Source organism: uncultured Chloroflexus sp. (assembly GCF_937129525.1).
Taxonomy (GTDB): Bacteria; Chloroflexota; Chloroflexia; order Chloroflexales; family Chloroflexaceae; genus Chloroflexus.
In genome coordinates, this window is the sequence record NZ_CAKZNK010000152.1 from 1 (window position 1) to 20,695 (window position 20,695).

Annotated in this window: 16 protein-coding genes; 15 read left to right on the forward strand and 1 reads right to left on the reverse strand. The window is 58.2% G+C overall.

Annotated features, from left to right (window positions below; translation table 11 throughout):
• Positions 1–13: 13 nt before the first annotated feature.
• From Q0650_RS18250 to cas2, 15 genes are all read left to right on the forward strand, one after another.
• Positions 14–1,639, forward strand: coding sequence for a Cas10/Cmr2 second palm domain-containing protein (locus Q0650_RS18250; RefSeq protein ID WP_298821613.1), 1,626 nt, complete (start codon positions 14–16; stop codon positions 1,637–1,639).
• Positions 1,636–4,014, forward strand: coding sequence for an RAMP superfamily CRISPR-associated protein (locus Q0650_RS18255; protein WP_298821615.1), 2,379 nt, complete (start codon positions 1,636–1,638; stop codon positions 4,012–4,014). The genes Q0650_RS18250 and Q0650_RS18255 overlap by 4 nt, the downstream gene beginning before the upstream one ends.
• Positions 4,011–5,789: an RAMP superfamily CRISPR-associated protein gene (locus Q0650_RS18260; RefSeq protein WP_298821617.1), complete on the forward strand. Its 1,779-nt coding sequence runs from the start codon at positions 4,011–4,013 to the stop codon at positions 5,787–5,789. The genes Q0650_RS18255 and Q0650_RS18260 overlap by 4 nt, the downstream gene beginning before the upstream one ends.
• The gene (gene csx19, locus Q0650_RS18265; RefSeq protein WP_298821619.1) at positions 5,786–6,367 is read left to right on the forward strand and encodes a CRISPR-associated protein Csx19; all 582 of its coding nucleotides are present in this window, start codon (positions 5,786–5,788) and stop codon (positions 6,365–6,367) included. The genes Q0650_RS18260 and csx19 overlap by 4 nt, the downstream gene beginning before the upstream one ends.
• A 52-nt stretch (positions 6,368–6,419) precedes the next feature.
• Positions 6,420–8,504, forward strand: a complete 2,085-nt coding sequence (locus Q0650_RS18270; protein WP_298821621.1) for a TIGR03986 family CRISPR-associated RAMP protein — start codon at positions 6,420–6,422, stop codon at positions 8,502–8,504.
• A gap of 12 nt (positions 8,505–8,516) precedes the next feature.
• Entirely contained in the window at positions 8,517–9,152 is a 636-nt protein-coding gene (locus Q0650_RS18275) for a TM1812 family CRISPR-associated protein (RefSeq protein WP_298821623.1), read from the forward strand.
• Positions 9,153–9,289: 137 nt separating this feature from the next.
• On the forward strand, positions 9,290–10,279 hold the full coding sequence (gene cas6 / locus Q0650_RS18280; RefSeq protein WP_298821626.1) for a CRISPR system precrRNA processing endoribonuclease RAMP protein Cas6: 990 nt from the start codon (positions 9,290–9,292) through the stop codon (positions 10,277–10,279).
• Between the two features lie 15 nt (positions 10,280–10,294).
• A complete protein-coding gene (locus tag Q0650_RS18285; RefSeq protein WP_298821627.1) occupies positions 10,295–11,644 on the forward strand; it encodes a TIGR02710 family CRISPR-associated CARF protein in 1,350 nt (449 codons plus the stop codon).
• A 26-nt stretch (positions 11,645–11,670) separates the two neighbouring features.
• On the forward strand, positions 11,671–12,687 hold the full coding sequence (locus tag Q0650_RS18290) for a YafY family protein (protein ID WP_298821629.1): 1,017 nt from the start codon (positions 11,671–11,673) through the stop codon (positions 12,685–12,687).
• The gene (locus Q0650_RS18295) at positions 12,684–13,409 is read left to right on the forward strand and encodes a hypothetical protein (protein ID WP_298821631.1); all 726 of its coding nucleotides are present in this window, start codon (positions 12,684–12,686) and stop codon (positions 13,407–13,409) included. The genes Q0650_RS18290 and Q0650_RS18295 overlap by 4 nt, the downstream gene beginning before the upstream one ends.
• A gap of 209 nt (positions 13,410–13,618) precedes the next feature.
• A complete protein-coding gene (locus tag Q0650_RS18300) occupies positions 13,619–14,254 on the forward strand; it encodes a ribonuclease HI family protein (RefSeq protein WP_298821632.1) in 636 nt (211 codons plus the stop codon).
• A gap of 30 nt (positions 14,255–14,284) precedes the next feature.
• Complete coding sequence (locus Q0650_RS18305) at positions 14,285–15,562, forward strand: SPFH domain-containing protein (RefSeq protein WP_298821634.1); 1,278 nt, start codon at positions 14,285–14,287, stop codon at positions 15,560–15,562.
• A 76-nt stretch (positions 15,563–15,638) separates the two neighbouring features.
• Positions 15,639–16,949, forward strand: coding sequence for a reverse transcriptase domain-containing protein (locus Q0650_RS18310; protein WP_298821636.1), 1,311 nt, complete (start codon positions 15,639–15,641; stop codon positions 16,947–16,949).
• Between the two features lie 40 nt (positions 16,950–16,989).
• Entirely contained in the window at positions 16,990–17,985 is a 996-nt protein-coding gene (gene cas1, locus Q0650_RS18315) for a CRISPR-associated endonuclease Cas1 (protein ID WP_298821638.1), read from the forward strand.
• Complete coding sequence (gene cas2 / locus Q0650_RS18320) at positions 17,982–18,263, forward strand: CRISPR-associated endonuclease Cas2 (RefSeq protein WP_298821640.1); 282 nt, start codon at positions 17,982–17,984, stop codon at positions 18,261–18,263. Before cas1 ends, cas2 begins: the two co-directional genes overlap by 4 nt.
• Positions 18,264–18,441: 178 nt before the next feature.
• On the opposite strand, the gene Q0650_RS18325 is transcribed toward cas2, so the two are convergent.
• On the reverse strand, positions 18,442–20,499 hold the full coding sequence (locus Q0650_RS18325) for a WYL domain-containing protein (RefSeq protein ID WP_298821641.1): 2,058 nt from the start codon (positions 20,497–20,499) through the stop codon (positions 18,442–18,444).
• Positions 20,500–20,695: the final 196 nt, after the last annotated feature.

Genomic DNA, 20,695 nt, shown 5'->3' on the forward strand with positions numbered 1-20,695 from the left:
ATGGAGGTTTGCTATGCCCTATCTTCTGGCAGCCGAAGCCGATAAGATTCAGGATTTCATCTTTCGTTCTTCTCGCCTGCGTGAGGTGGTGGGAGCCAGCCAGTTACTCACCCGCTTCTGTCGTAGCGTTGAAGACACGCTGGTCAAACGTTATAACGGTCAGGTCATCGTGAATGATGGCGGCAGCTTCCGGGTGATCTTTGATCAGCCCGACCAGGCAATTGCCTTCGGTAACGACCTGGCCGAACTCTACCGCCTGGCGCTGGGAGGGAGTTTGACGGTAGCCGAGCCGGTTGAGATGGGAAGTGATTTTCGCGCTGCCAGTGAGGCGGCAAGTAAAAAGTTGCGTTGGGCAAAGAGTCGCCGAGATGGGGTAGTTGCCGAACCACATATGCCGTATGTGGCTTTTTGTGCCTCGTGTGGGGTGACGCTGGCGCGCAATCATACCAGACTGGCAGGCGAAGGCGGCAGCGAGCGGCGGCGGTATTTGTGCAGTGATTGCCAGCGGAAAGCCAGCGAGAGGGTCAGTAATCGTGAAGAAATCTTACGTGAGTTTCTACGTGAGGTCATTGACAGTTCCTCAAAAATCAACAGTTACGAATTTCCTAATGAACCAGGAGACATTGCAACATACGATCGGCGGAGCTATGTGGCCTACCTGGTCGCCGATGGCAACGGAATGGGGATGCTCTTCGGTAGCATAACCAATATGGAAGTTCTTCGCGCTTTTTCCGAAGCATTATCGGGAAATACACGCACAAGCCTGGCAGCGCCGACCAGACTCCTCCTTGAGAGGTTATCTGATCAGAACAATCGTAAATCTCTCATCCCTGTGCTTCCCCTCATCCTCGGCGGCGACGATCTGTTTGCGCTTATTCCCGCGCCGTATGCCATCGATGTCGCACGCCGGTTTTGTCTGGCGTGGGAAGGACTGATGAATACACTGGTTGAAAAACAAGGGTTGAAAGACGTACCCCGGCCAACAATCGCTGCGGCGGTGGTGATCTGCAAGAGCACCTACCCTTATGCCCTTGCCCATCGTCGCGGCGAGGCATTGCTGAAGAAAGCCAAGCGCCTGAGTAAAGCGCTGGCTGCCGAACGCGGTGAACACCTGTCGGTGGTCAATTTCGAGGTCATTCTGGGCAACCGGCTGTCTGGGGATGATGATGCGAGCGAATCAAAAACTATTGCTACGTCGCTCCGACCATACTGGGTATCGCCGCAGCCGTTATCAACCGATGCAGCAGCACGCGGTATTGATCTCAAGCAGTTGCTGGATCAACGCAGAACGCTCAAAGACCTTCCCAACAAGCGACTGGCCGAGTTGCGTCGCTGTTTTGAAGCAGTTCCTGAAGATGTATCTGTTCACCAACAGGGAGAGTTGTTGGTGCGCTGGACAGAGCGCGATCTGGCCAGGATCTTGTCTCGCTTGAGCCCGACCGAGAAGACCGCTGTCGAGGCTACTTTGCAAGCGTTGGGACAAGCGCGTAGTGCTAATCAGCACCACTGGCGCGCACTCAATCGTGGTGATAACGGGATATACGCGCACGGTATGCTTGATCTGCTCGAGGCATGGGATTTTGCCCAGGATCTCGACCTCAGTCTAGAGGACTACGAATCGGAGGAGATAGCGTCATGAGTACCCGGCTGGAATTTGAAATCATCTTCAAGAGCGATTATCACGTCGGCGCCGGGTATGGTCTCGGCTTGCAGGTCGACTCGGCCTTGCTGCGCGACCCCGATAACATACCAGTGATCCGCGGTACGGTACTGGCTGGCTTGCTGCGCGAACGTCTTAAAGAGCTGCTCAGCCTGGCGCCTTTCGATAACCAGCGCCACACTGAAGACGAAACGAAATCATGCCTGGAATGCAGTATCTTTGGTAGTTCTAAGCAGAAAAAGCGCTGGCGCATTTCATCGGCGCGTCCGGAAGGGCTGATGACGCCGCAGGCCCCGTCTGATAACTGGCGTGCTGGTGAAACCGCTGCCCAGATCACAACGCGAGTGCGGGTCAATCCATGCACCCGGCGCGCCGAAGAGAACAAACTCTTCACCCGCGAGGAGGGTAATGGCAGCCTTCAATTCCGCTTCATTGCCGAGTGTGATAGCGACGACGATCAGGTACAGCAAGAGATTGAGCTGCTGGTTGCTGCCGCGCGCATGCTCCGCAATCTCGGCGCAGGGAAGCGTCGAGGGTATGGTGAATGTGAGATTCATCTCGTTGACCGCGAGCAAGAAGCAGACATCCTGGCCCGGTTCGAACGACGTTTAAGAGGGCAACCGGTTGAAGCGGTCTCTGCAGTCCCGACAATCGATGTAGCTGCACTCACTTTGCCGGCGTCGTCTCGCAACCACACGTATCGGTTGCGCGTACTACTGCGGCTCGATGAGCCACTGTTGATTGCCCGCCGCGCCGAAGCCGGCAACCAGTTCGAGACCCTCGAGACCATCCCCGGCAGCGTTTTGCGCGGTGCGCTGGCTTGGCGCATCGCGCAGCGCTTTTCGCAGCATTGGCAACCCGACAGTGTCGAGTATCAGCATTTTGTCGGATTGTTCTATCAGGGTCTGGCGCATTTCTCGCTGCTCACGCCGGTTGAATTAAACCAAGATCGCACTTCTGGTTATCCGACGATTGTAGCCCCGCGTGATCTGGTGACCTGTGAGCTGCGCCCAGGGTACCAAACTCCTGGTAAAGATCAGGATCGTGGCGATAAGGGTCATGGAGTATGGAGTCTGTTCGCCAACCCGCCGTCCGAATGTCCCGAGTGCGCGAAACCAGACACTGCAAACGGACGCAAAGGATCCTCTGTGAAGCTCGATACCCTTAGCGGCTTTATTTCGCTGGTTGAGGGAGCGCCTCGCTCGAAGCATCGACCCAGGCAAACGGCTGAAATGCACATTCGCATCGACCCTGCCAGTGGTCGGGTGCGCACCGGCGATCTCTACGGCTATGTCGCGCTTGAACCAGGGCAGTATTTTGTCGGCGAGATCACCTGTGTTGATGAAACGGTCTGGCAAGCGCTGCAAATGATGGCCAATCTTCAGCCCAACGGACAGATCAACGAGTTAAGACTGGGTAAGGCGACTCAGCGCGGCTACGGCAAGGTTAGTGCGGTGTTTCAACCAATTGAGCAGTCATTGTTCCATCTTCAGGAACTCAGCGCTCGCCTGAACGCTACCGAACGGATAACGATCCTGCTGTTGAGCGATGCTATTATCCCCGATCCGTGGGGCCGCTTCTGGCGGGGATTCGATCCGGGATGGCTTAAGCAAGAGCTGAATTTGCCTGACGGAGTGGAAGTTACTATCGATCAGGTGAACGGTGAATTGCTGGTATGTTCAGCAACGCGCACCGTCGATTCATTCAACGCAACCCTCGGCTTGCCGCGCGCGCGCGACATCGCGATTGTCGCCGGTTCAAGCGCGCGGATCAGTTTCCGCGGGATTGCGCTCGATGACTTGAGAAAGCTTCTTGCCGTCGTTGAAGCGCAAGGAATTGGCCTGCGTCGCGATGAAGGCTTTGGCCGGGTGGCGTTTAATCATCCTGTCTACACGCAGTTGCAAAACGTCCAAATCCCATCGCTCGATCTGTCACCAATTGTGCCCACGGCGTCAGAAGTTTCCCATCCGGTCATGCGCATCCTTAAGTTTACATTGGCTTGGGCGCAGAAACTCGATCAGCAAAACTTCAAATCCTGTACAGATGCGCGGTTCGAATCTGTAGCGCGTCTGCTCCACACCTCGCAGCATACGTCGCTTGAGCCGATCAGGAGCGAATTGCAACGTATGGGCAGGGGGGCAACACTTCCCGGTCGCGACAAGCCGAATTTCTTCGAGTCTGAGGGTCAACCTGGTATGAATGTGATCGATGAGCTGCTCAATGACCTGGAACAGCAATTGAGAGCAGATCATCTCGCCGACAACCCGCAGGCCTGGCAGATTGGTTTGCAGACACTGGCCGCCCGCATCTCCGGCGCCATTCGCCAATCAGACCAAACAGGGAGGAACTCATGAACTTTCGCGCAATAACGGCAACTTTAACCACGCGCGCGGCGCTCCACGTAGGTACCGGAAAAGATACCGATACAACCGATGACCTGCTCCGCCGCGATGCGCGCGGTCGTCTGCTCATTCCCGGCACGACCATTGCCGGCGCGCTGCGGAGCATCGCGACCCGGTTGGCACTCAGGTTTGGTGGTGTCGGGTTATGCCAGGCACTCACCGGACTAACCAACAAGGCCTGCCAGTGTCTCGTCTGCAAGCTCTTCGGTGATGTCAATCCGCAAGAGGACAATGAATCGGCAACAGCGGCCCGCGTACTGGTGTACGATGCCGTGCTGGAAACCTCACCGGGGTTGTCGATCCGCGATGGCGTAGGCATCGATCGCGTGACCGGCGCTGCGGCGCGGCGCGAACGGCTCAAGTTTGACTATGAGGTACTGCCGGCGGGGACAACGTTCAAACTACGCCTCGAAATCGATCCGCGGCTGGAAGATACTGAGCGCACTTTGCCGCTGCTGGCGGTAACCCTGGCGGAATGGGAGCAGGGGCGCGGTGTCGTCGGCGGTCGCGTTAGCAGAGGATTGGGAGCGCTCGATCTGAGCGATGTGCAATGGCTTGAGTACGACCTCAATCAGCTCGACAATCTGCTCGCATTTCTCCGTGACGGTCCGCCATGGGACGCCAAAGGAGACAGTTCGTGGCTTGCCAGACATGTCCGGCAGGCCCGACAGCAGCTCAGGTCACAGAGCAATAACAATAACAATCACCTGGTAGCTCGCTCATGGGTACAGGCCGAATTCACGCTGGCGGCAACCGGCCCCTTCATCACCAACGATCTGGTTCAGGCAGGACGCAGTGGCTTCGATCACGCGCCAGCGCTGGCAGCCTACGAACAGGGCGCCAGACCGGTATTGCCCGGCTCCAGCCTGCGCGGTGCATTGCGGAGCCACGCCGAGCGCATTGCTCGCACGCTTGCCACCCTCAAGGCATGGAACGCTGGCAGTGACTCGGCCAGCCGCAAGGCTCAATTCTTGCAAAAATGTCCAGCCTGCAATCCCCTGACCACAAAAACGACCGATCCGGTTGCGAGCTGCAATAGCTTCATCAAGACCCTGCCCAAAAAGCAGCGTGAAGATCTGGAACAGCGAGGCGCTGAGGATAAACTCTGTCTGGCATGCCGGCTCTTCGGTAGTCCATGGAATGGCAGCCGGTTGCGAGTCGAAGATGCGCCGTTTGTTGGCGATAAGGTCGAAACCAAAGTGCTCGACTTTCTGGCAATCGATCGCTTTACCGGGGGTGGGCGCGACACCGCCAAGTTCGATGCCGTCGTGTTGTGGAAGCCAAAGTTCCGCGCGCGCCTGTTTCTGGAAAACCCGGAACCGTGGGAACTGGGGTGGCTGGCGCTAGTGTTACGCGATCTGCACGATGGCCTGATCACGGTTGGCTTCGGCGCTGCGAAGGGTTTTGGTCAGTGTGCCATCGAGGACGTTCGCCTGACCTTCGGCGTGATTAATGATGATGATTTTCCTGGTCGGGATCAGGATATTGCTACTGTGGCACAAGTTATCAAGACCGGCAGCGGTGAGAGTGGCGTGTACAAAACCATCGCTTACGATCCAACAGCAAAGGACGATTGGATGAAACTTGCCGAAGGCTGGGTCAGGGCATTCAATGAGGTGATGAACAATCATCGCCATCCCTTTGATGGCAATCTCGACAGAGATAGCTACTTCGATCAGGTTGACAATTACTGGTTGTCCGATCTCTATCCTGCGAGGGTGTCATGAGCGAGCAGGGCATCGACTTTGACGAACTGTATGAACAGATGAAAGAGGAGCAGCTCGATCAATCGGAGCGGCCCGCTATCTGGGGTGGCGAATTTCCGGCTGATCGGCTGAACGATTTTTTGAATGCCTGGCAGACTCACTTGAATGCCATGCCTTACCGCATCTGGGAGCATGTCAGCCATATCGAATTCGCCGATGCGCCGGCTCAACCTGAGTTCCTCCAACGCGCCGATATTTTTGGTGAGGGTGGACATCTCTCGTTGCGTCGCGATATTGATCGCTGGTTGTGGCATTACATTGGCACGCAAGCCAATCCGATGCCGAATACGACATTCAACGTGGTCGATTTTTGGGTAACTCATCCCAACTGCCAGTTGCGGCGCTATGCCGAGTCGGTCGTATTGTGGGGCAAACGCGAGGAAGGTGCGCCACACTGGTCTGACAACCGGGTTGCAGCGGCGAATCTCAATTATCCGCTCAACACTAATGGTCGCGTTCACCTGCACTTCTGGCGGTATACCGAGCGAGGGCAAACAGTGTTCGTCTGGTATCGGGCCTTAAGCGACAAGCCAGTATAGGAGCATCGCAATGACCAACAATCGACCGAGGCGTAGGCAGAACGCATCAGGCGTGCAGGCAAGAGCGACAACATCACAAGGGTATCGCTTTCTCAACCCCTACAACTTCGCGCGCACGCTGGAAACCCGCAACCCACATCTGGCCCCACTGTTAGGGCGCTGCTCGCCGCCACCTCACGACCGCATGGTCGGATTGAGCGGACGCATTCGCTGCCGGTTGACCGCTACCACCCCCATCTTTATCTCAGACAGCGAGGGTGTGGTTGAAGAGAATGTTAACGGTAGAATCCATCGGCACTATCGATTCTTCCGCGATCCAGAGGGGAAGGTTGCCATTCCCGGTACCAGTCTCCGTGGCGCGGTGCGCTCGATGTTTGAAACGGCAACCAACTCGTGCTTTGCCCATTTCGCCGGTGATAAACGGTTGAGCTATCACCTGTTGCCGGAACTGGCATTGCGGCTGGTGCCTGCGCGGGTGCGCCAACGCGATCATCATTGGGAGCTGGAGCTGTTGCCTGGAACAACAACCATTACCCCTGATCGGCGTCCGTCGGGACCCCAATACGCGGCGTGGGTCCATACGTATCAGACGTTGCAGAAGAGTAGAACCGTTCTCCAGGCGTCGCAAACACCGTATGCGCAGCGACAAAGACTGTCACTTAACGGCTATCAGCACGGCGAGAGGGTGTATGCCATCATCGAGCGCGTCACTCATCCGAGTCGTAACTTTGAGTTCTGGAATGTCGTGAGTCTGGCCAGGTCAGAGCAAAACTTGCCCAAACCCGTTGGCAATCAGCGCAAGGTGAGCGGTTACCTGTGTATCACCAACCAAAACATTGAAAACAAGCACGATGAGCGACTGTTCTTCACCACGCAGCAACTGCAACCTGTTGCGCTGCCCGACGATGCGCGCGCCAGATACGAAGAGCTGATCGCCGATTACCAGGAGCGCCATCGTGATGAGGTGCGCAAACGTCGCAATCCGGCTCAATCCGAAGGTGGTGAACCGGCCTTCAGCCGCTTCATTCTTGAACGCACCGGACGCAATGACGCCAGATTGCAAGATGGTGACCTGGTGTATGCCATGCTTGATGGCGCGAACGGGACGTACACGGTGCAATTCATTGTGCCGGTTTCAGTGCCGCGCGTCGGTTTTGATCGCAAGATTGGCAATCTGCTTTTCCCAGCAGAACTCGCTAAATGCACTGAATATCAAAAACTCTGTCCAGCCTGCCGCACGTTTGGTTGGGTATGGGGCGACGAGTCGACACAAGAAACACCCGATCTCTCAAAACCAACCGCTTATGCAGGTCGGGTTCGCTTCAGTCATGCCACGCTCGTTCACGATGCCGGTACGTTCGATACGACTCTGGCCATTCTGTCTACTCCCAAGCCAACTACCTACCGTTTCTACCTGCGACCGCGCAACGGAAAACCACGCGATGGACTAAGAGATCAAGACGTTGACTACAACAACGAAGAACAAATCTTGCGTGGGCGTAAAGTCTACCGGCACCATGGCAAACAACTCAACCCGCAAGAATATCAAAGCGTGAACAACGCCAAAAGCGACCAGAATCGCACAGTATTGGGAGTGCAACAGACGGGGAGTGTCTTTGAATTCACTGTCGAATTCACCAACCTGGCGCCGCTAGAATTGGGGGCGCTCCTCTGGAGTCTGGGCCTGGAGGGCTGGTACCACCGGATCGGCTATGCCAAACCACTGGGTTTCGGTTCTGCTCAGATCAGTATTCAGGAGGTCGAGATTCTCGACCCGAAAGTGCGCTACGAGTCGTTATCTGCTGGCGACGGCTGGATCAAAGCTGACCAACAACAGATCGACTCCTGGATCAATGCATTTAAGAAAGGCATGGCGTCACGCTACGGCGCAGCATTCGATCAGTTAGCGAACATCCGCGACCTCAAAGCATTGCTGGCGGCAGACCCCACCTTGCCTGTTCACTATCCGCGGCCAACCCGCCAGCCACAGGCGGAGGGCCGGCAGTACGAATGGTTTGTCGGCAACAAGCGCGGTGGGCAAGATCCGGGACCGCGGATCGCTTTGCCTTTAGCTGAGGAGGATCGAGTCGGTTTGCCGTTAATCGACAAGTACGGCGATGAGGTTCATGAACGATGAGGTGATGGCTCTATGACGATTGGTGAACAGCCGATGGACAACATTACCCAGGCGCTACGGCTGGTGCGACCGGCTGATGCGTTAGACGCCAGCGCAAAGATTTGCGATCAACTCCCGCAGGCTCTTGAGTCAATCGGCGCTCTGGCGCAACCCTTCACTCCGCTCTCTGACAAGGTACTGAAGAGCTTCGAACCGCTTGCTCTCGATCGCGATTCACAGCAGAATAATCCGGCGAAAGCATTGCAGGCCGAACGTGAGTTGATCGAGTGGTACCAGGATCGCAACCAGATGTTCCAGGCCGTGGCATTGGCTCGCGAGTGGCTGGTGTCGTGGGTCATGTTGCAGATGGGAATGGGAAACCAGTTCTCAGACAAATCAATGCGCGAGCAGGTCGAACGCGCGTTGGGGGCGGCGGTGCAACAGCGCCGCCAGAAAGCTGCTGAAGAAGAGAAGTCTGCTGCCGATGGGCAGAAACCCATCGATTTGAGCAAGATTCAGTCAGATGTTGTTACTCTCTTCGACCAGCTTGGCAATCTCCGCAATGACCTGATGCATGCCGGTAAACGACCGAATCCCTTGCAAGCTACCTCAGTCGAGAAGAAGATGCGCGAGTTTTTAAAGAAATTGAAAGAGCTTCCTCTATCCTGATTGTCACAGGCAGGGTATTTCTTTTAGAATGATACCGATCCTTTCGATCAGTAGCCCATCTTCGTTGGTCAAATGTCAGACACTGGCGCTCTTGTTGGCGCCTGGTGTCACAGCCCTCCTCCAGAAAGCCTTACCCTATGGTTGAACCAGCACTGACTCTTCCGGCATTACAGGTGTTACGCATTCGGGTAACCATGCGACTGGCTGCGCCGGCGCGGTTGCCACCGTTCAAGGGCGCGTTGTTGCGTGGTGGGTTGGGATATGCGCTCCAGCGCGCGAGTTGTCCGCAGCAGTGTTGGGGGCAGTCGCATCGGTGTCCCACCGAAGTGGCCCGCTGCGCCTACCGCGAGCTGTTCGAGCCGACGTTGCCCCCTGGCGGCACTTTCTTGCACGATCTGCGCGATGCGCCGCGCCCTTTTGTGCTCGAACCGCCACTTGATCAGCGCCGTTTCTACGCCGCCGGTGATCTGCTCGAGACAACGATGCTGCTGTTTGGGCGCGGCATTGAACTGCTCCCGTTTGTGGCGCTGGCGTTCGTCAATTTCGGTCGCGCCGGTCTCGGTCGTTACCAGACTGCGGCCCGTCTCGAACGGATCGAGGCCCTACCGTATGGTCAGTCGTTGGGGGTGACCATTTACCGCGATGGCGATAGCGATCTGACTCTGACCGATATGCCGCTGTTTAATCTGTCTGAACTGACGCCGATTTCGGAACGTATGGCGCCCGATTTGCGTCTGGCGCTGCGCGCGCCGCTGCGGATCAAGACTCGCGGTGAGTTGATGCAAAGCCTTGAAATTCCGGCGCTGGTGCAGGCTATCTGCTGGCGGTTGCAGGCGCTGAATTATCTGTACGGTGATGTGCCCTGGGAGGTCGATTACCGGCCCGCAGTTGTCGCTGCTCAACAGGTAATCGTCGAACACGATACGACCCATTGGGTTGATTGGGAACGGTCAAGCACGCGCCCCGCTAACCGGCAAACGATGAAGCTCGGCGGCCTGATTGGCGCCGCGACTCTGCGCAATGTGCCGCCGATGGTGCGCAGTTTGTTGCTCGCCGCCAGCGTTGTACACGCCGGGAAGTCGTGCGTGTTTGGCCACGGTTGGCTCCAGGTACTTCCAAATACTTGACATAAGGATTTATGCATGAACTTCGCTGCCGAACTCGATCTCTTTCGCAAGCGCGTGGGTGATCGCCGGGCCAGGGCTTTGATTTTGCTAGGTAGCAGGCAGCCTAACACTGCCGCACTCCTCGTTGGCGCGCTCCAACCGCAGCGCGTGGCGTTTTTACTGACGCCGGAGACGACCGATTTTCCGCAACAGGTGGCCGACTTGCTGGGCCGGGATCCCGATCCAGACTGGCTGGTCAAAACGGCTCATTATACCGACATCAATCAGATCTATCGCCAGCTTCGCGCCGTCGTGATTGATGCGTGGTCTGACCTGGCGCGCTCTGAGATTCTGGTCGATCTGACCGCCGGCACGAAAATTATGTCGGTGGGACTGGCGAAAGCGGCTTATATTCTCGATCTCGGCACGATCTATATCGAGAGCGATTATAGCCAGAATCAGGTGGTGCCCGGCAGTCAGCGGTTAATCACTCCGCCTGATCCTTACGAGGTCTTCGGTGACCTTGAAGCCGAGGCGGCTCAACGCGCTTTCAATGCCTATGATTATGTGAGCGCAGGGCGGATCTACGCCGATCTGGCTCGCCGGGTGCCGATGCCCGCTGATCGGTTGCAGTATGAGGCGCTGGCTGAGCTGGCCACTGCCTATACGCAATGGGATGCGTTCGATGTCGCTGCCGCGGCGACCTTGCAGCGCCTGCTGGCGCGACCATTACCGCCGGTCCTGACGCCGTATCAGCAGACGTTGGCGCAGCAACAGGCGGCGCTGGAACGCCTGGGCCAGACCACGCGCGCCTTGAATCAACCGGCGAGTGCGCTTGCCACGCTGGCTGACCTGGATGCCGTGCTCCCACTGCTCGGTTCGCTGCATGCTAACGCGATGCGCCGGGTTGCCCAGCAGCGCTACGACACTGCTGCGCTGCTGCGCTATCGCTGTCTCGAATTGATGAGCCAGCACCGCCTGGCCACTTACGGCGTGTGGACAGAACGGCCCGATCTTGATGCGCTTAAGCAGCGTATGCCACAACTTGACGCCAGGTATCGGCAGGTCGAAGCGGCTGTCGGTTTTCGGGAACGCGGTTTGCAGCCAAACCGCGATGGCTCTTACAGCGCGATTACCCTGCTCAACGGCTATATGTTGCTGAAAGCTCTTGACGACCCGTTGCTGGCACAGGCGCAACCGATCGATATCAAACAGCGTTCCTTCGCGCGCAACAAGAGTATCCTGGCCCACGGTTTCCGCCAGATCACCGAGGCCGAATATCACGATTTCGCCGCCATCGTTGATCAACTGCTCGATCAATTCTTTGCGCTTGCTGGCCGCTCACGCCAGGAATGGGAGTCACTGTACCGGTTTGTAACGTTGTGACCGGTATACTTTCGTGAAAGGTTCTTATGTCCGCATCTGAATCGTCATCACGGCGCGGCGGTGGCACTCGCCGCAGCTCACAGCTCACCTTTCAACGCCGACTCTGGCTGGTGCGACGGTTGGTGCGCAGTCCGGCCACTGCTCAACAGTTAATCGACGATGCCCGCCGCGCGTTCGACAACGACATCTATCCTCCCAAAGCCGGAGCTGCTCTGCATCACGACTTCGATGCCTTGCGCCAACTGTTTGGCTGCACAATCCGACGCATGCGTGACAGGCGTTACACGCTGGTTGAGTATGGCGAGCTGGCATTGCTCGATCTGGCCGATGCGGAACTGGAAACCCTGAGCTTCCTGGTCTCGATCTTCGCCGATCCGATTATCCCCAACGCCATTGCTGTGCAGACGCTGCTTGACCGCATTACGGCTCTCTTGCCGGCTGACCGGCGCGCCATCTTCGCAAAAGCCGGGCCACACCTGTCGCTCGAGATGCCGGAAAAAACTACCGTTCCCGATCCAGATCTGCTCAAGCGCCTGCAGCGCAATATCGGACGCCACTATCTGCGTTTTCGTTACCGCTCTACCTACAGTCCGGAACAGGTCGAAGAAGAGCATCGCGTGGCGCCATACCATTTGCTGGTGCGCGACGGCCACACCTATCTCGACGCCTTCTGTCTGGCCGGGCCACACGAGAATATCGTCAATAAATATGTTGCGTACCGCGTCGATCGAATTGTGCCCGGTTCGCTGGTAGTCGAGCCGGGGCGATTGCCGCCGATTGCGCCGCCACGACAAACCTACCAGATTCGCTATCGCCTGTCGCCACAGGTGGCGCGCCAAAGAGATATTGCCCTCTGGTTTGCCGGTAGTACGGTCGTTTTCTTTCCTGATGGCAGCGCCGAAATCGCCGCCCAGACAACCGATCTCTGGCAGGCGCGCCAGATTCTCTTTCGCTACCGCGAGCAATGCCAGGTACTTGAGCCTCCCGAGCTTGTGCAAATGATTCGCGCCAGTGTTCAGAAGATGCAGGAGTACTATTCATGACTCGCCGAAGTTGGAGCGAGATCTTCGCCACTATCAACGATCCGGGGGTGCCGGCGCTCTTTCTGATCGCGACGATGCTGTTCGCGATCCTCGGTAATTCGCTCTACGATCTGTTAGTTGTCGTCACTCAGGCGTTTTTTGGCGGCGAAACGGCGCTCCTCTACGCTACCATCTCAATCTTTTTCGCGGCGCTGCTTTTCGCAATTACGCTCATTCTCTGGATCTGGTTCAACGTTCGCCAGCGGAAACGTAGCCGGCTTGCCGATCCTATCAAGCTTTCGCAAGCCTACCCCGGCCTGATCCTGTTTGTGAGCGCGAATCCGCGCGGAGCCGAGCCTGCCGCCATCCAGCATCACCTCCAGAACGGTACATTGCGCCGGCTCTGGTTGATTGCCAGTCCTGAAGCCGAGAAGAAGGCTGTGCAGTTGCGCGACCAGTTGCAGCAAAAAGCCGGTCGCGCCTTGCAGATTACGATCCTGCCGATTGAGAGTGCCTACGATATTCCCACAGGCTATCGCGCAGTGGTGCAGGCCTTCGAACAGGCAGCGACGATGATCGATCAGGTCATCGTCGATATTACCGGCGGCACCAAGCATATGAGCGCCGGCGCCGTGCTGGCCTGCCGCGAGTATGGTGTGCCGATGCAGTACGTTCTGGGCGAGATGAAAGATGGCAGAGTCGATGAGCGGAGCGAGAGCGAATTGATGAAAGTTTTGGTCTAACCCGGCGCCGTTGTTGAACGATCGCGCTGGCCGGCAGGTTTTCCTCCTGCCGGCCACGATTTTTTTGCTCAATGTCATTGCCACCATCGTACAACTTCGCGCATATGTGAAAACATCATCCACTATCCTCAGATCAAACAGTGATTGAACACATCGCAACCAGCGCCGACAAACCACCATCGACATCGTTATAAGGAGGAGGGTATGGTATGGTGCTCCACTATCTGCGCGATTTGCTCGCTCGGAATCGCTCTGGCCAGTTTGTTGTTCAACCCATCGCAACGTCGCTTGCCATTCCCGTCACTGCGCCGACTGCTACGTGGATGCCTGCTGGCCAGCCTGCTACTCGCAGCCGCGATCTTCCTGCTGCTCGCTTTCGTCCTGCTGACGTAGCCGACTGGTTGATTATGCAGGTAGATGGCACGCCAGGCTTTCCGTCGCGCAATGTCGCCGGTTTGGGAGTTGTGGTGCGTACCCATCAGGGTACAGTGTTACGCGCGCATTGCGAGCGCGCGCCGGCCCAATCCAGTAACGAAGCCGAGTATCAGGCTTTGATCGCCGGTTTACGCCTGATCCGGCGCGAATTTCCAGGCCGCCGCGCGCGTTGTCTAACCGACAGCAAGCTGGTGGTCGATCAGCTCCAGGGTGTAGCCGCCGCGCGCACCGACGCGATTCGCGCGCTCTATCAGACGGCGCGTGAACTGATCGACCAGTTTCCGCCGACGACACTCACGCTAGTTCATATCCCGCGCTCATTAAACCGTCTGGCCGATGCGCTGGCCTGGGAAGCGTTGACTGGTCGTCACCAACTACTGAAACGGATCGGAACCTCATTCTGTTTGTGACCAGCCTGACTCAACAACAGGAGGAGCACTATGTCAGAACAGCAGACGATGACGACACTCGTCGAGACGGTGCGCGAGGGCATGGCAGTTATGACCGGTGAAATGACTGCCGATACGATGGCGCAGGCATTGCCCACCCTGCATTTTACGACCGGCCTGGCGACGGTACCGCAGCGCGTGCCGGGCCGACTATTCGGCCTGGCAACGCCGATTGTGGTTCCTCCCGGCACATGGGCGGTTGTCTATCTACCCGGCGGCGAGACGCGCGTTCTGACCTCCGGTTATCACGTCATCTGGGCCGCTCCCGGCCCGGTGCTGGCGCAATGGGTTGATGCTCGTTGGCGTCAGCTTCGGATTGGCCCGGTCGAAGGCTGGAGCGCTGACAAATGGCGAGTGCGGCTCTGGCTGACCGTCGAATTGGCCGCGCGCGATCCCCTGTTCATCGCCCTCCACCGCGAACCATTGATGGCAATCAACGCGGCGACCCATACGGCGGCGTTGACCTTCATCGAACGGCATAGCTATGCCCAGATCACCGGCGATACCGGGATCGACGAAGCGGCGCGCTGGATCGGGGAACGTCTGCGCAACGATCCGACCCTGACAGGTTTTGAGATCATCGGCATTCAGATCCTCGATCGCCAGGGTGACGAGCGTCACGCTGAAGCGGCGATGGCAGCAACGATTGCCGCGGCCCAGATCGACGAAGAGCAGCGCATTGCCGCGGCGCGCCACCGCGCTCGTCTCCATGCCCTCACAACGCAGGCCGTCGAGTTCGAACACGAGCATCGTCTGCGCATGCAGATGAGCGTCGCCGAAGCTCGCGAGCAATTGTTGATCCAGCAGGCCGAAGTGCAACGCGCGACCCTGGCAGCTCAGCTCGATCTGATCTCAGCTCAAATTCGCGCGCAGGTGGCTGAAATTGCGCGCGACGAGCAGGTCTGGCAGAGCGAGCAGGCTCGCTTCCAGCAAGAATGGGAGCGGCTCCAGCAGCAACTGCTCGAAGCGCATCAGACCGATCAAGCCGCGCGCTTGCTGGCCGCTCAACGTGACAGTGAACGCATTGCCGGTGAGGTGGCACTTGGGATCGAGGAACGACGCGCCAACCAGCTTCTGGCCCTCATCGAATTGCAGCAACGGCTCGAAGATCAGCGCCTGGCGCGAGCGCAAGAGGCGGCTGAGCGACGCGAACACCACGAGCGCGTGTTGCTTGAGCTGCGCGCCCGCCACGAGCACCTGGTTCTTGAGCAGATGGCGCGGTTGAGCAACTGGCAATCAACCGAACACTCAATGTCGAGTTCGGCGTAAACCAATTCTGCGCGTCGCGATGCAACTCCGGCCTGTCGCGACGCCCGACCTGAATCATGCAGAAAGGAGCCTGACAATGCCTCTCTTCCCTCGCTACTATGGTCCCCCACTTATCGAACAGGTCTGTTCGGTCGAAAATCTGACCAACGCATGGCGGCGCGTTCGTTCCAACATTCAAATGAGCCGGCGCGACCGCAGCGCCGGCATCGATCGGGTAACATTGCGCGATTTTGAAGCCGATTGGCCAGCGCAAATGACGCAACTGGCCGAAGAGTTGCGCGACGGGAGCTATCGACCTTTGCCGCCGCGCCGGGTGCTAATGCCCAAAGCTCATGGCGGCGAGCGAGCGATCGCCATTCTGACAATCCGCGACCGGATCGCCCAACGCGCCGTGCAGCAGACGCTCACGCCCCTGTTCGAACCGCTTTTCCTCGACTGTTCCTACGGCTGTCGGCTGGCAGTCGGCGTGCCGGAAGCGGTTGAGCGAGTTGCGCGTTACGCTGAGCAAGGATTGAGCTGGGTGGTTGACAGCGACATCAGTTCCTATTTCGACTCAATCGATCATAGTATTCTGCTCAGTCTGGTGCGTCAACGTATCGATGAGCCGGCCATCTTGCGCCTGATCGGGCAATGGCTATCTGTTGGCGCTCTGGGGCAGGAAGCCGAGTCGGTTACCCAACCGCCGGACAGCCCTCTGGCAACGGCGTTGCGGCGTGGCGGTGAACTGATTGACAATATCTTCAGTCCGCCCGCTGAACCGCCGCTGCCCGATCCATCTATGGCGCATCCCTACGACATAGCGCTGAATCCCCCTCGCGCGCCGCTATCTACCGGTTTCATAACCGCGCTCAGCCTGGCCCAACCGGCGCTCGACATGGCCCGCCGCCTTGGGCCACTGGCGCGGCGGATCGGCCCGCAACGATTGCTGCTGGGTGGCGCTCTAGCCGCTGGCGCAGTCGTCGTCAGCGAACTGGTGCATTACGCGCGGTCGCAATCCACCCGGCGAGGCGCGCCGCAGGGTAGCCCACTCTCGCCGCTGCTGGCCAACATCTACCTGCATCCGTTCGACGTTGCCATGACCACCCATGGCGCGCGCCTGGTGCGCTTTGTTGACGACTTCGTTGTCATGTGTCCCGACCGGGCGGCTGCCGAACGCACCCTCACCCTGGTCGAACGACAACTGGCGACACTACGGCTGCAACTCAACCCGACCAAAACTCGCATCGTTGCCTATGCCGACGGTGTCGAATTTCTCGGCCAGACCCTGGCCCCGCGACGCGGACAAAGCTTCTTCCACGGTCTGACCAACTTTCACGAGGCTGAACAGCGACTGCGCGAACAGATGAACCGCCTGCGCCGGCCCAAAAAACCGGCTCAAACAGAGTGAGTAAGCGGCAACTATTTCGTTACCGGGGAGGACATAACCAATGGCAACCCTCTACGTGCAAGAACAGGGCGCCACTGTGCGCAAACGCGATAACCAGATTGTCATCACCCGCGAAGGCGAGGTCTTACAGGAAATTCCCCTCAACAAGATCGACCGGATCGTGCTGATGGGGCGCGGCGTGCAGATCTCAACCGCGCTTCTGGTTGAACTGCTCAGTCGCGACATACCCGTCATGCTCACCAACCAGCACGGAAGCCGCCACTACGCGACACTCACCGCCGGCCCCTCGCGTTTTGGCGCGTTGCGTCTGCGGCAAAGCCAGCTCGTCATTGATCCGGCATGGTCACTCGAACTGGCTCGTGGCATCGTCACCGCCAAACTCGCTGCCCAACGCGCCATTCTTGCCGCAACCGGCTGGTCGGCTGCGCCAGCAGCAATTGCCCACATCGAAGCCGCTGCGCGCGGTTTAGGCGGAGCAACCTCGCTCGATGCCGCGCGTGGTTTTGAAGGCGCCGCCGCCGCTGCCTATTTTGGCGCCTGGCGAAGCGTCTTCCAGCAGGGCTGGGGGTTTCAAGGTCGCGCCTTCTACCCGCCGCCTGATCCGATCAACGCGCTTCTTTCATTCGGTTACACCCTCTTGCTCCACGATGTCTTAAGCGCCGTTCAATTCACCGGTCTCGATCCCTATCTGGGCGTCTTTCACGCAATCGAAGCCGGACGTCCATCCCTGGCCCTTGATCTGATGGAAGAGTTTCGCCCCCTGGTAGTGGATCGGATGACGCTCAACCAGATTACAACAAACACCATCACCCATACCCAGTTCGAACGAGCCGGCCCGGATCGTCCCAACGCCATGTACCTTACCACTGCGGCGCGCAAACTGGTAGTTGAGCGCTATGAAACGTTAATGCAAACTCCAATGCGCCTGGCCAATGGCAGCCAGACCTCCCTGCGACGGGTAATACTCTTACAGGCCCAGATGGTAGCCCGCATCGTTCGCGGCGAGCAAACTCATTATGAAGGGGTAGTCAAATGAGTCTGTTTACCATCATCAGCTACGACATCGTTGACGACAAACGGCGCGTCGCCGTAATGAAATTGCTCAAGGGCTACGGAATGCGCGTTCAGTACAGCGTGTTCGAGGCTATTCTCGACACGCGCGAATTTCGCGAAGTAAGCGAGCAACTCCAGAGCATCATCGACCCATCCCAGGATAGTGTGCGCTGTTACCGCCTTGATGCAGTAGCCGCTGCCCGCACAACTATTCATGGTATCGGTCGGCTAACTACCGATCCGACCCACTATATGGTATGACAGGTATAGGACGGGGCATATCAGATGGCAGAGGCGACACAGACGTTGCCTCTGCCAGGGATATACCTCCTGGCAGCAGGAACTATGGCACAGAGCGCATACCGGCTTGCGCTCATATCTGCGCGCAGAGCGCAGAATGAGCTAGCCTGGCGAACAAATAGACACGCCCACCATACCCTCATTCAACCCACACGCGCGCCGCCCGATCCGGTGGCACTGACGACAACGCCAGGCGACCATACCGCGCTGTTCCCGAACGCTGATGACGGAAGATAGCGGGTTGATCAGGAGCCGGCAATGACTGTGGTTTGAAGTCGAGAATTCGATCAACGCGAAAACAGCGTTCAGCGCGGCGCGCAACGCAATAGGCATAGAGCAACCAGCGCCCGCCGTGCCGCTCAAGACGAGTCGGTTGCACCAATCGGTTATGCGCCGGCTGCTGAGGCGACTGATAGCAGATCAGCAACGCTTTCCGGCGCTTAATCGCCGCGCGTAATCCTTGCAGGATCGCTGATAGCAACCGGCGTGGTTGCTGATCGACGAGGGATGGCAGTGATAGCTTCTCACGATCGGGAACCGAACCGTGATTTAATTTACATAATTCAACAGGAAACCCTGTAATCTCTGCCCCCTCTGCTGCATAAACGCCAGCAGCGTCATCATCAACTGCCGGTAGCGTTTCATCACCCAGACCATCACCACGTTGCGCCGCGCTTGCCGCTGCCTGATCCTGCGCAGACAACTGAACTATAACCTCGATCCCCGCCCGCGCAAGGGCGCGCGCCAGTGCCCGTTCGCGGCCCGGCGCAACCAGCGCCACCCCTGGCGCAACCTGCATTGCCAGCGCGCGGCGCACTGCCGGACGCCGAATAGCGGCAGCCAGTGTTTCTGGAGCAGGACACCATGCGACAGTGCGTGTCACAATTTGCACAGTTGGCGGATCAGGAGGCGGCGCACAGGCCGGCAGATCGCGCGACAACCGCCGTTGCCAGCAATCATGCAAGATACGCGGATGATAACCGGCAGCTAGCGCCCGGCGGATCGTGGCCGGCGTTATCTGCCAGTAAAGCCGATCCTGATCAACCTGACAAAGTTGCATCCAGGGTTGAAGTGCCAGCAGATCGGCATCAACACTCGTTACCGGCGTTATCACCTGCTGCCGTATCGCATCATAGTGCCAGGGAAGAGCTGCAACCGTTGATGGGAAGGGATTTAGCGCGCCGAGCCAGGACAGTGGCCCGGCTACTGCCGCCCGCCATGCCCGCTGCTGGCTACGGCGCGTCCATGGAACGCGGCGAGCAGGCCACAAACAATGCGTCATGTCATCAACCAGTGGTCCCAACGCTGCGGTCAACAGCACAAAAGCTGAATCAGCATCAACCTGATGGATGGCCATCGCCTCGCTCCACTGCAGCAAACGGCGGCGAAAAGCCGGCCAATCAAGACCGCGAGTCATCAAACGCAAACGGGTCAACCAGCGTTCAGGGCATGGCAGAGCAACCCACGCCGCGCGCAACCAATAAAGCCGTTCAGTCGCGGAAGCGCGCGCAAATCGTGCCAGCGCGGGGCCGGGCAGCAGCCTGGAACCGACAATGCGCAACAAGTGTTGATCGACCAGCAACGGCGTCAGCCACTGCCACAAATCGCCGTTCATCATCGGCGCCAGCTCCCGTAACCGGCGCAATGCTATTCCGGCCAGCAACCCATTCCTGCGGATCGGCAGAGGCTGTTCGGCTGCGGCAACCAGCAGCGCATGGGCTGCCACCAGCGCTGGAGGCAAAGTCGGCGCAGAGGCCGACACAGCGGCAACCATTGGCGGCAATGGTTTAGGCAACCAGCGACGCAACTCCGGCGCCAGCAACCATCCAGCCGGATGGCGCGGACGAGCCGGGCGCGGCAACAGCCAGCCGAGCAGCACCAATACTTCACCGACTGAGCGAGGCTCGCGATCAGAGCGCAACTGACGCAACGAGCGGATCGAACCCAGCAACTGTTCGGCTTCGGTATGCGACAAAATGCCGCGACGACAGCGCAGCGTCTCCAGCGCATGTTGCGTCTCAGGCGACAGAGTAAAATAGCGCGACCGCACTGCTGCCGGGCGACACAACGCCTGCCGCAGCGCAGCCAGCCGAGTCGCAGCATCCGCGTGACGCGGCCAGCGCACTCGATGGGTAGCAGCGATCAAACGCTGCAACACTACCGGAGTCTCGGCGAGATAAATAGCCCAGCGCAGCATAGTCTTGCCTTTCCACCAATGACCTGATACAATGCTGATATATCACTATCATACCGCAAACATACCGGACACAACAAAACCTGCAGCGAAAGAGGACATTGATCATCGAGTGATTGCGCATCAACATGCTGTAATCTGGTTACCCTGGCGCGCGCCGGAGAAAACAAAAAAGCCCCGCCGAGAAGGGGTTTGAAAC

What these genes read in the sequence shown, in the direction of transcription:
- Q0650_RS18250 (WP_298821613.1), top strand. Translation starts at nt 14, where the DNA reads ATGCCCTATCTTCTGGCAGCCGAAGCCGATAAGATTCAGGATTTCATC.
- Q0650_RS18255 (WP_298821615.1), top strand. Translation starts at nt 1,636, where the DNA reads ATGAGTACCCGGCTGGAATTTGAAATCATCTTCAAGAGCGATTATCAC.
- Q0650_RS18260 (WP_298821617.1), top strand. Translation starts at nt 4,011, where the DNA reads ATGAACTTTCGCGCAATAACGGCAACTTTAACCACGCGCGCGGCGCTC.
- csx19 (WP_298821619.1), top strand. Translation starts at nt 5,786, where the DNA reads ATGAGCGAGCAGGGCATCGACTTTGACGAACTGTATGAACAGATGAAA.
- Q0650_RS18275 (WP_298821623.1), top strand. Translation starts at nt 8,517, where the DNA reads ATGACGATTGGTGAACAGCCGATGGACAACATTACCCAGGCGCTACGG.
- cas6 (WP_298821626.1), top strand. Translation starts at nt 9,290, where the DNA reads ATGGTTGAACCAGCACTGACTCTTCCGGCATTACAGGTGTTACGCATT.
- Q0650_RS18285 (WP_298821627.1), top strand. Translation starts at nt 10,295, where the DNA reads ATGAACTTCGCTGCCGAACTCGATCTCTTTCGCAAGCGCGTGGGTGAT.
- Q0650_RS18290 (WP_298821629.1), top strand. Translation starts at nt 11,671, where the DNA reads ATGTCCGCATCTGAATCGTCATCACGGCGCGGCGGTGGCACTCGCCGC.
- Q0650_RS18295 (WP_298821631.1), top strand. Translation starts at nt 12,684, where the DNA reads ATGACTCGCCGAAGTTGGAGCGAGATCTTCGCCACTATCAACGATCCG.
- Q0650_RS18300 (WP_298821632.1), top strand. Translation starts at nt 13,619, where the DNA reads ATGGTGCTCCACTATCTGCGCGATTTGCTCGCTCGGAATCGCTCTGGC.
- Q0650_RS18305 (WP_298821634.1), top strand. Translation starts at nt 14,285, where the DNA reads ATGTCAGAACAGCAGACGATGACGACACTCGTCGAGACGGTGCGCGAG.
- Q0650_RS18310 (WP_298821636.1), top strand. Translation starts at nt 15,639, where the DNA reads ATGCCTCTCTTCCCTCGCTACTATGGTCCCCCACTTATCGAACAGGTC.
- cas1 (WP_298821638.1), top strand. Translation starts at nt 16,990, where the DNA reads ATGGCAACCCTCTACGTGCAAGAACAGGGCGCCACTGTGCGCAAACGC.
- cas2 (WP_298821640.1), top strand. Translation starts at nt 17,982, where the DNA reads ATGAGTCTGTTTACCATCATCAGCTACGACATCGTTGACGACAAACGG.
- Q0650_RS18325 (WP_298821641.1), bottom strand. Translation starts at nt 20,499, where the DNA reads ATGCTGCGCTGGGCTATTTATCTCGCCGAGACTCCGGTAGTGTTGCAG.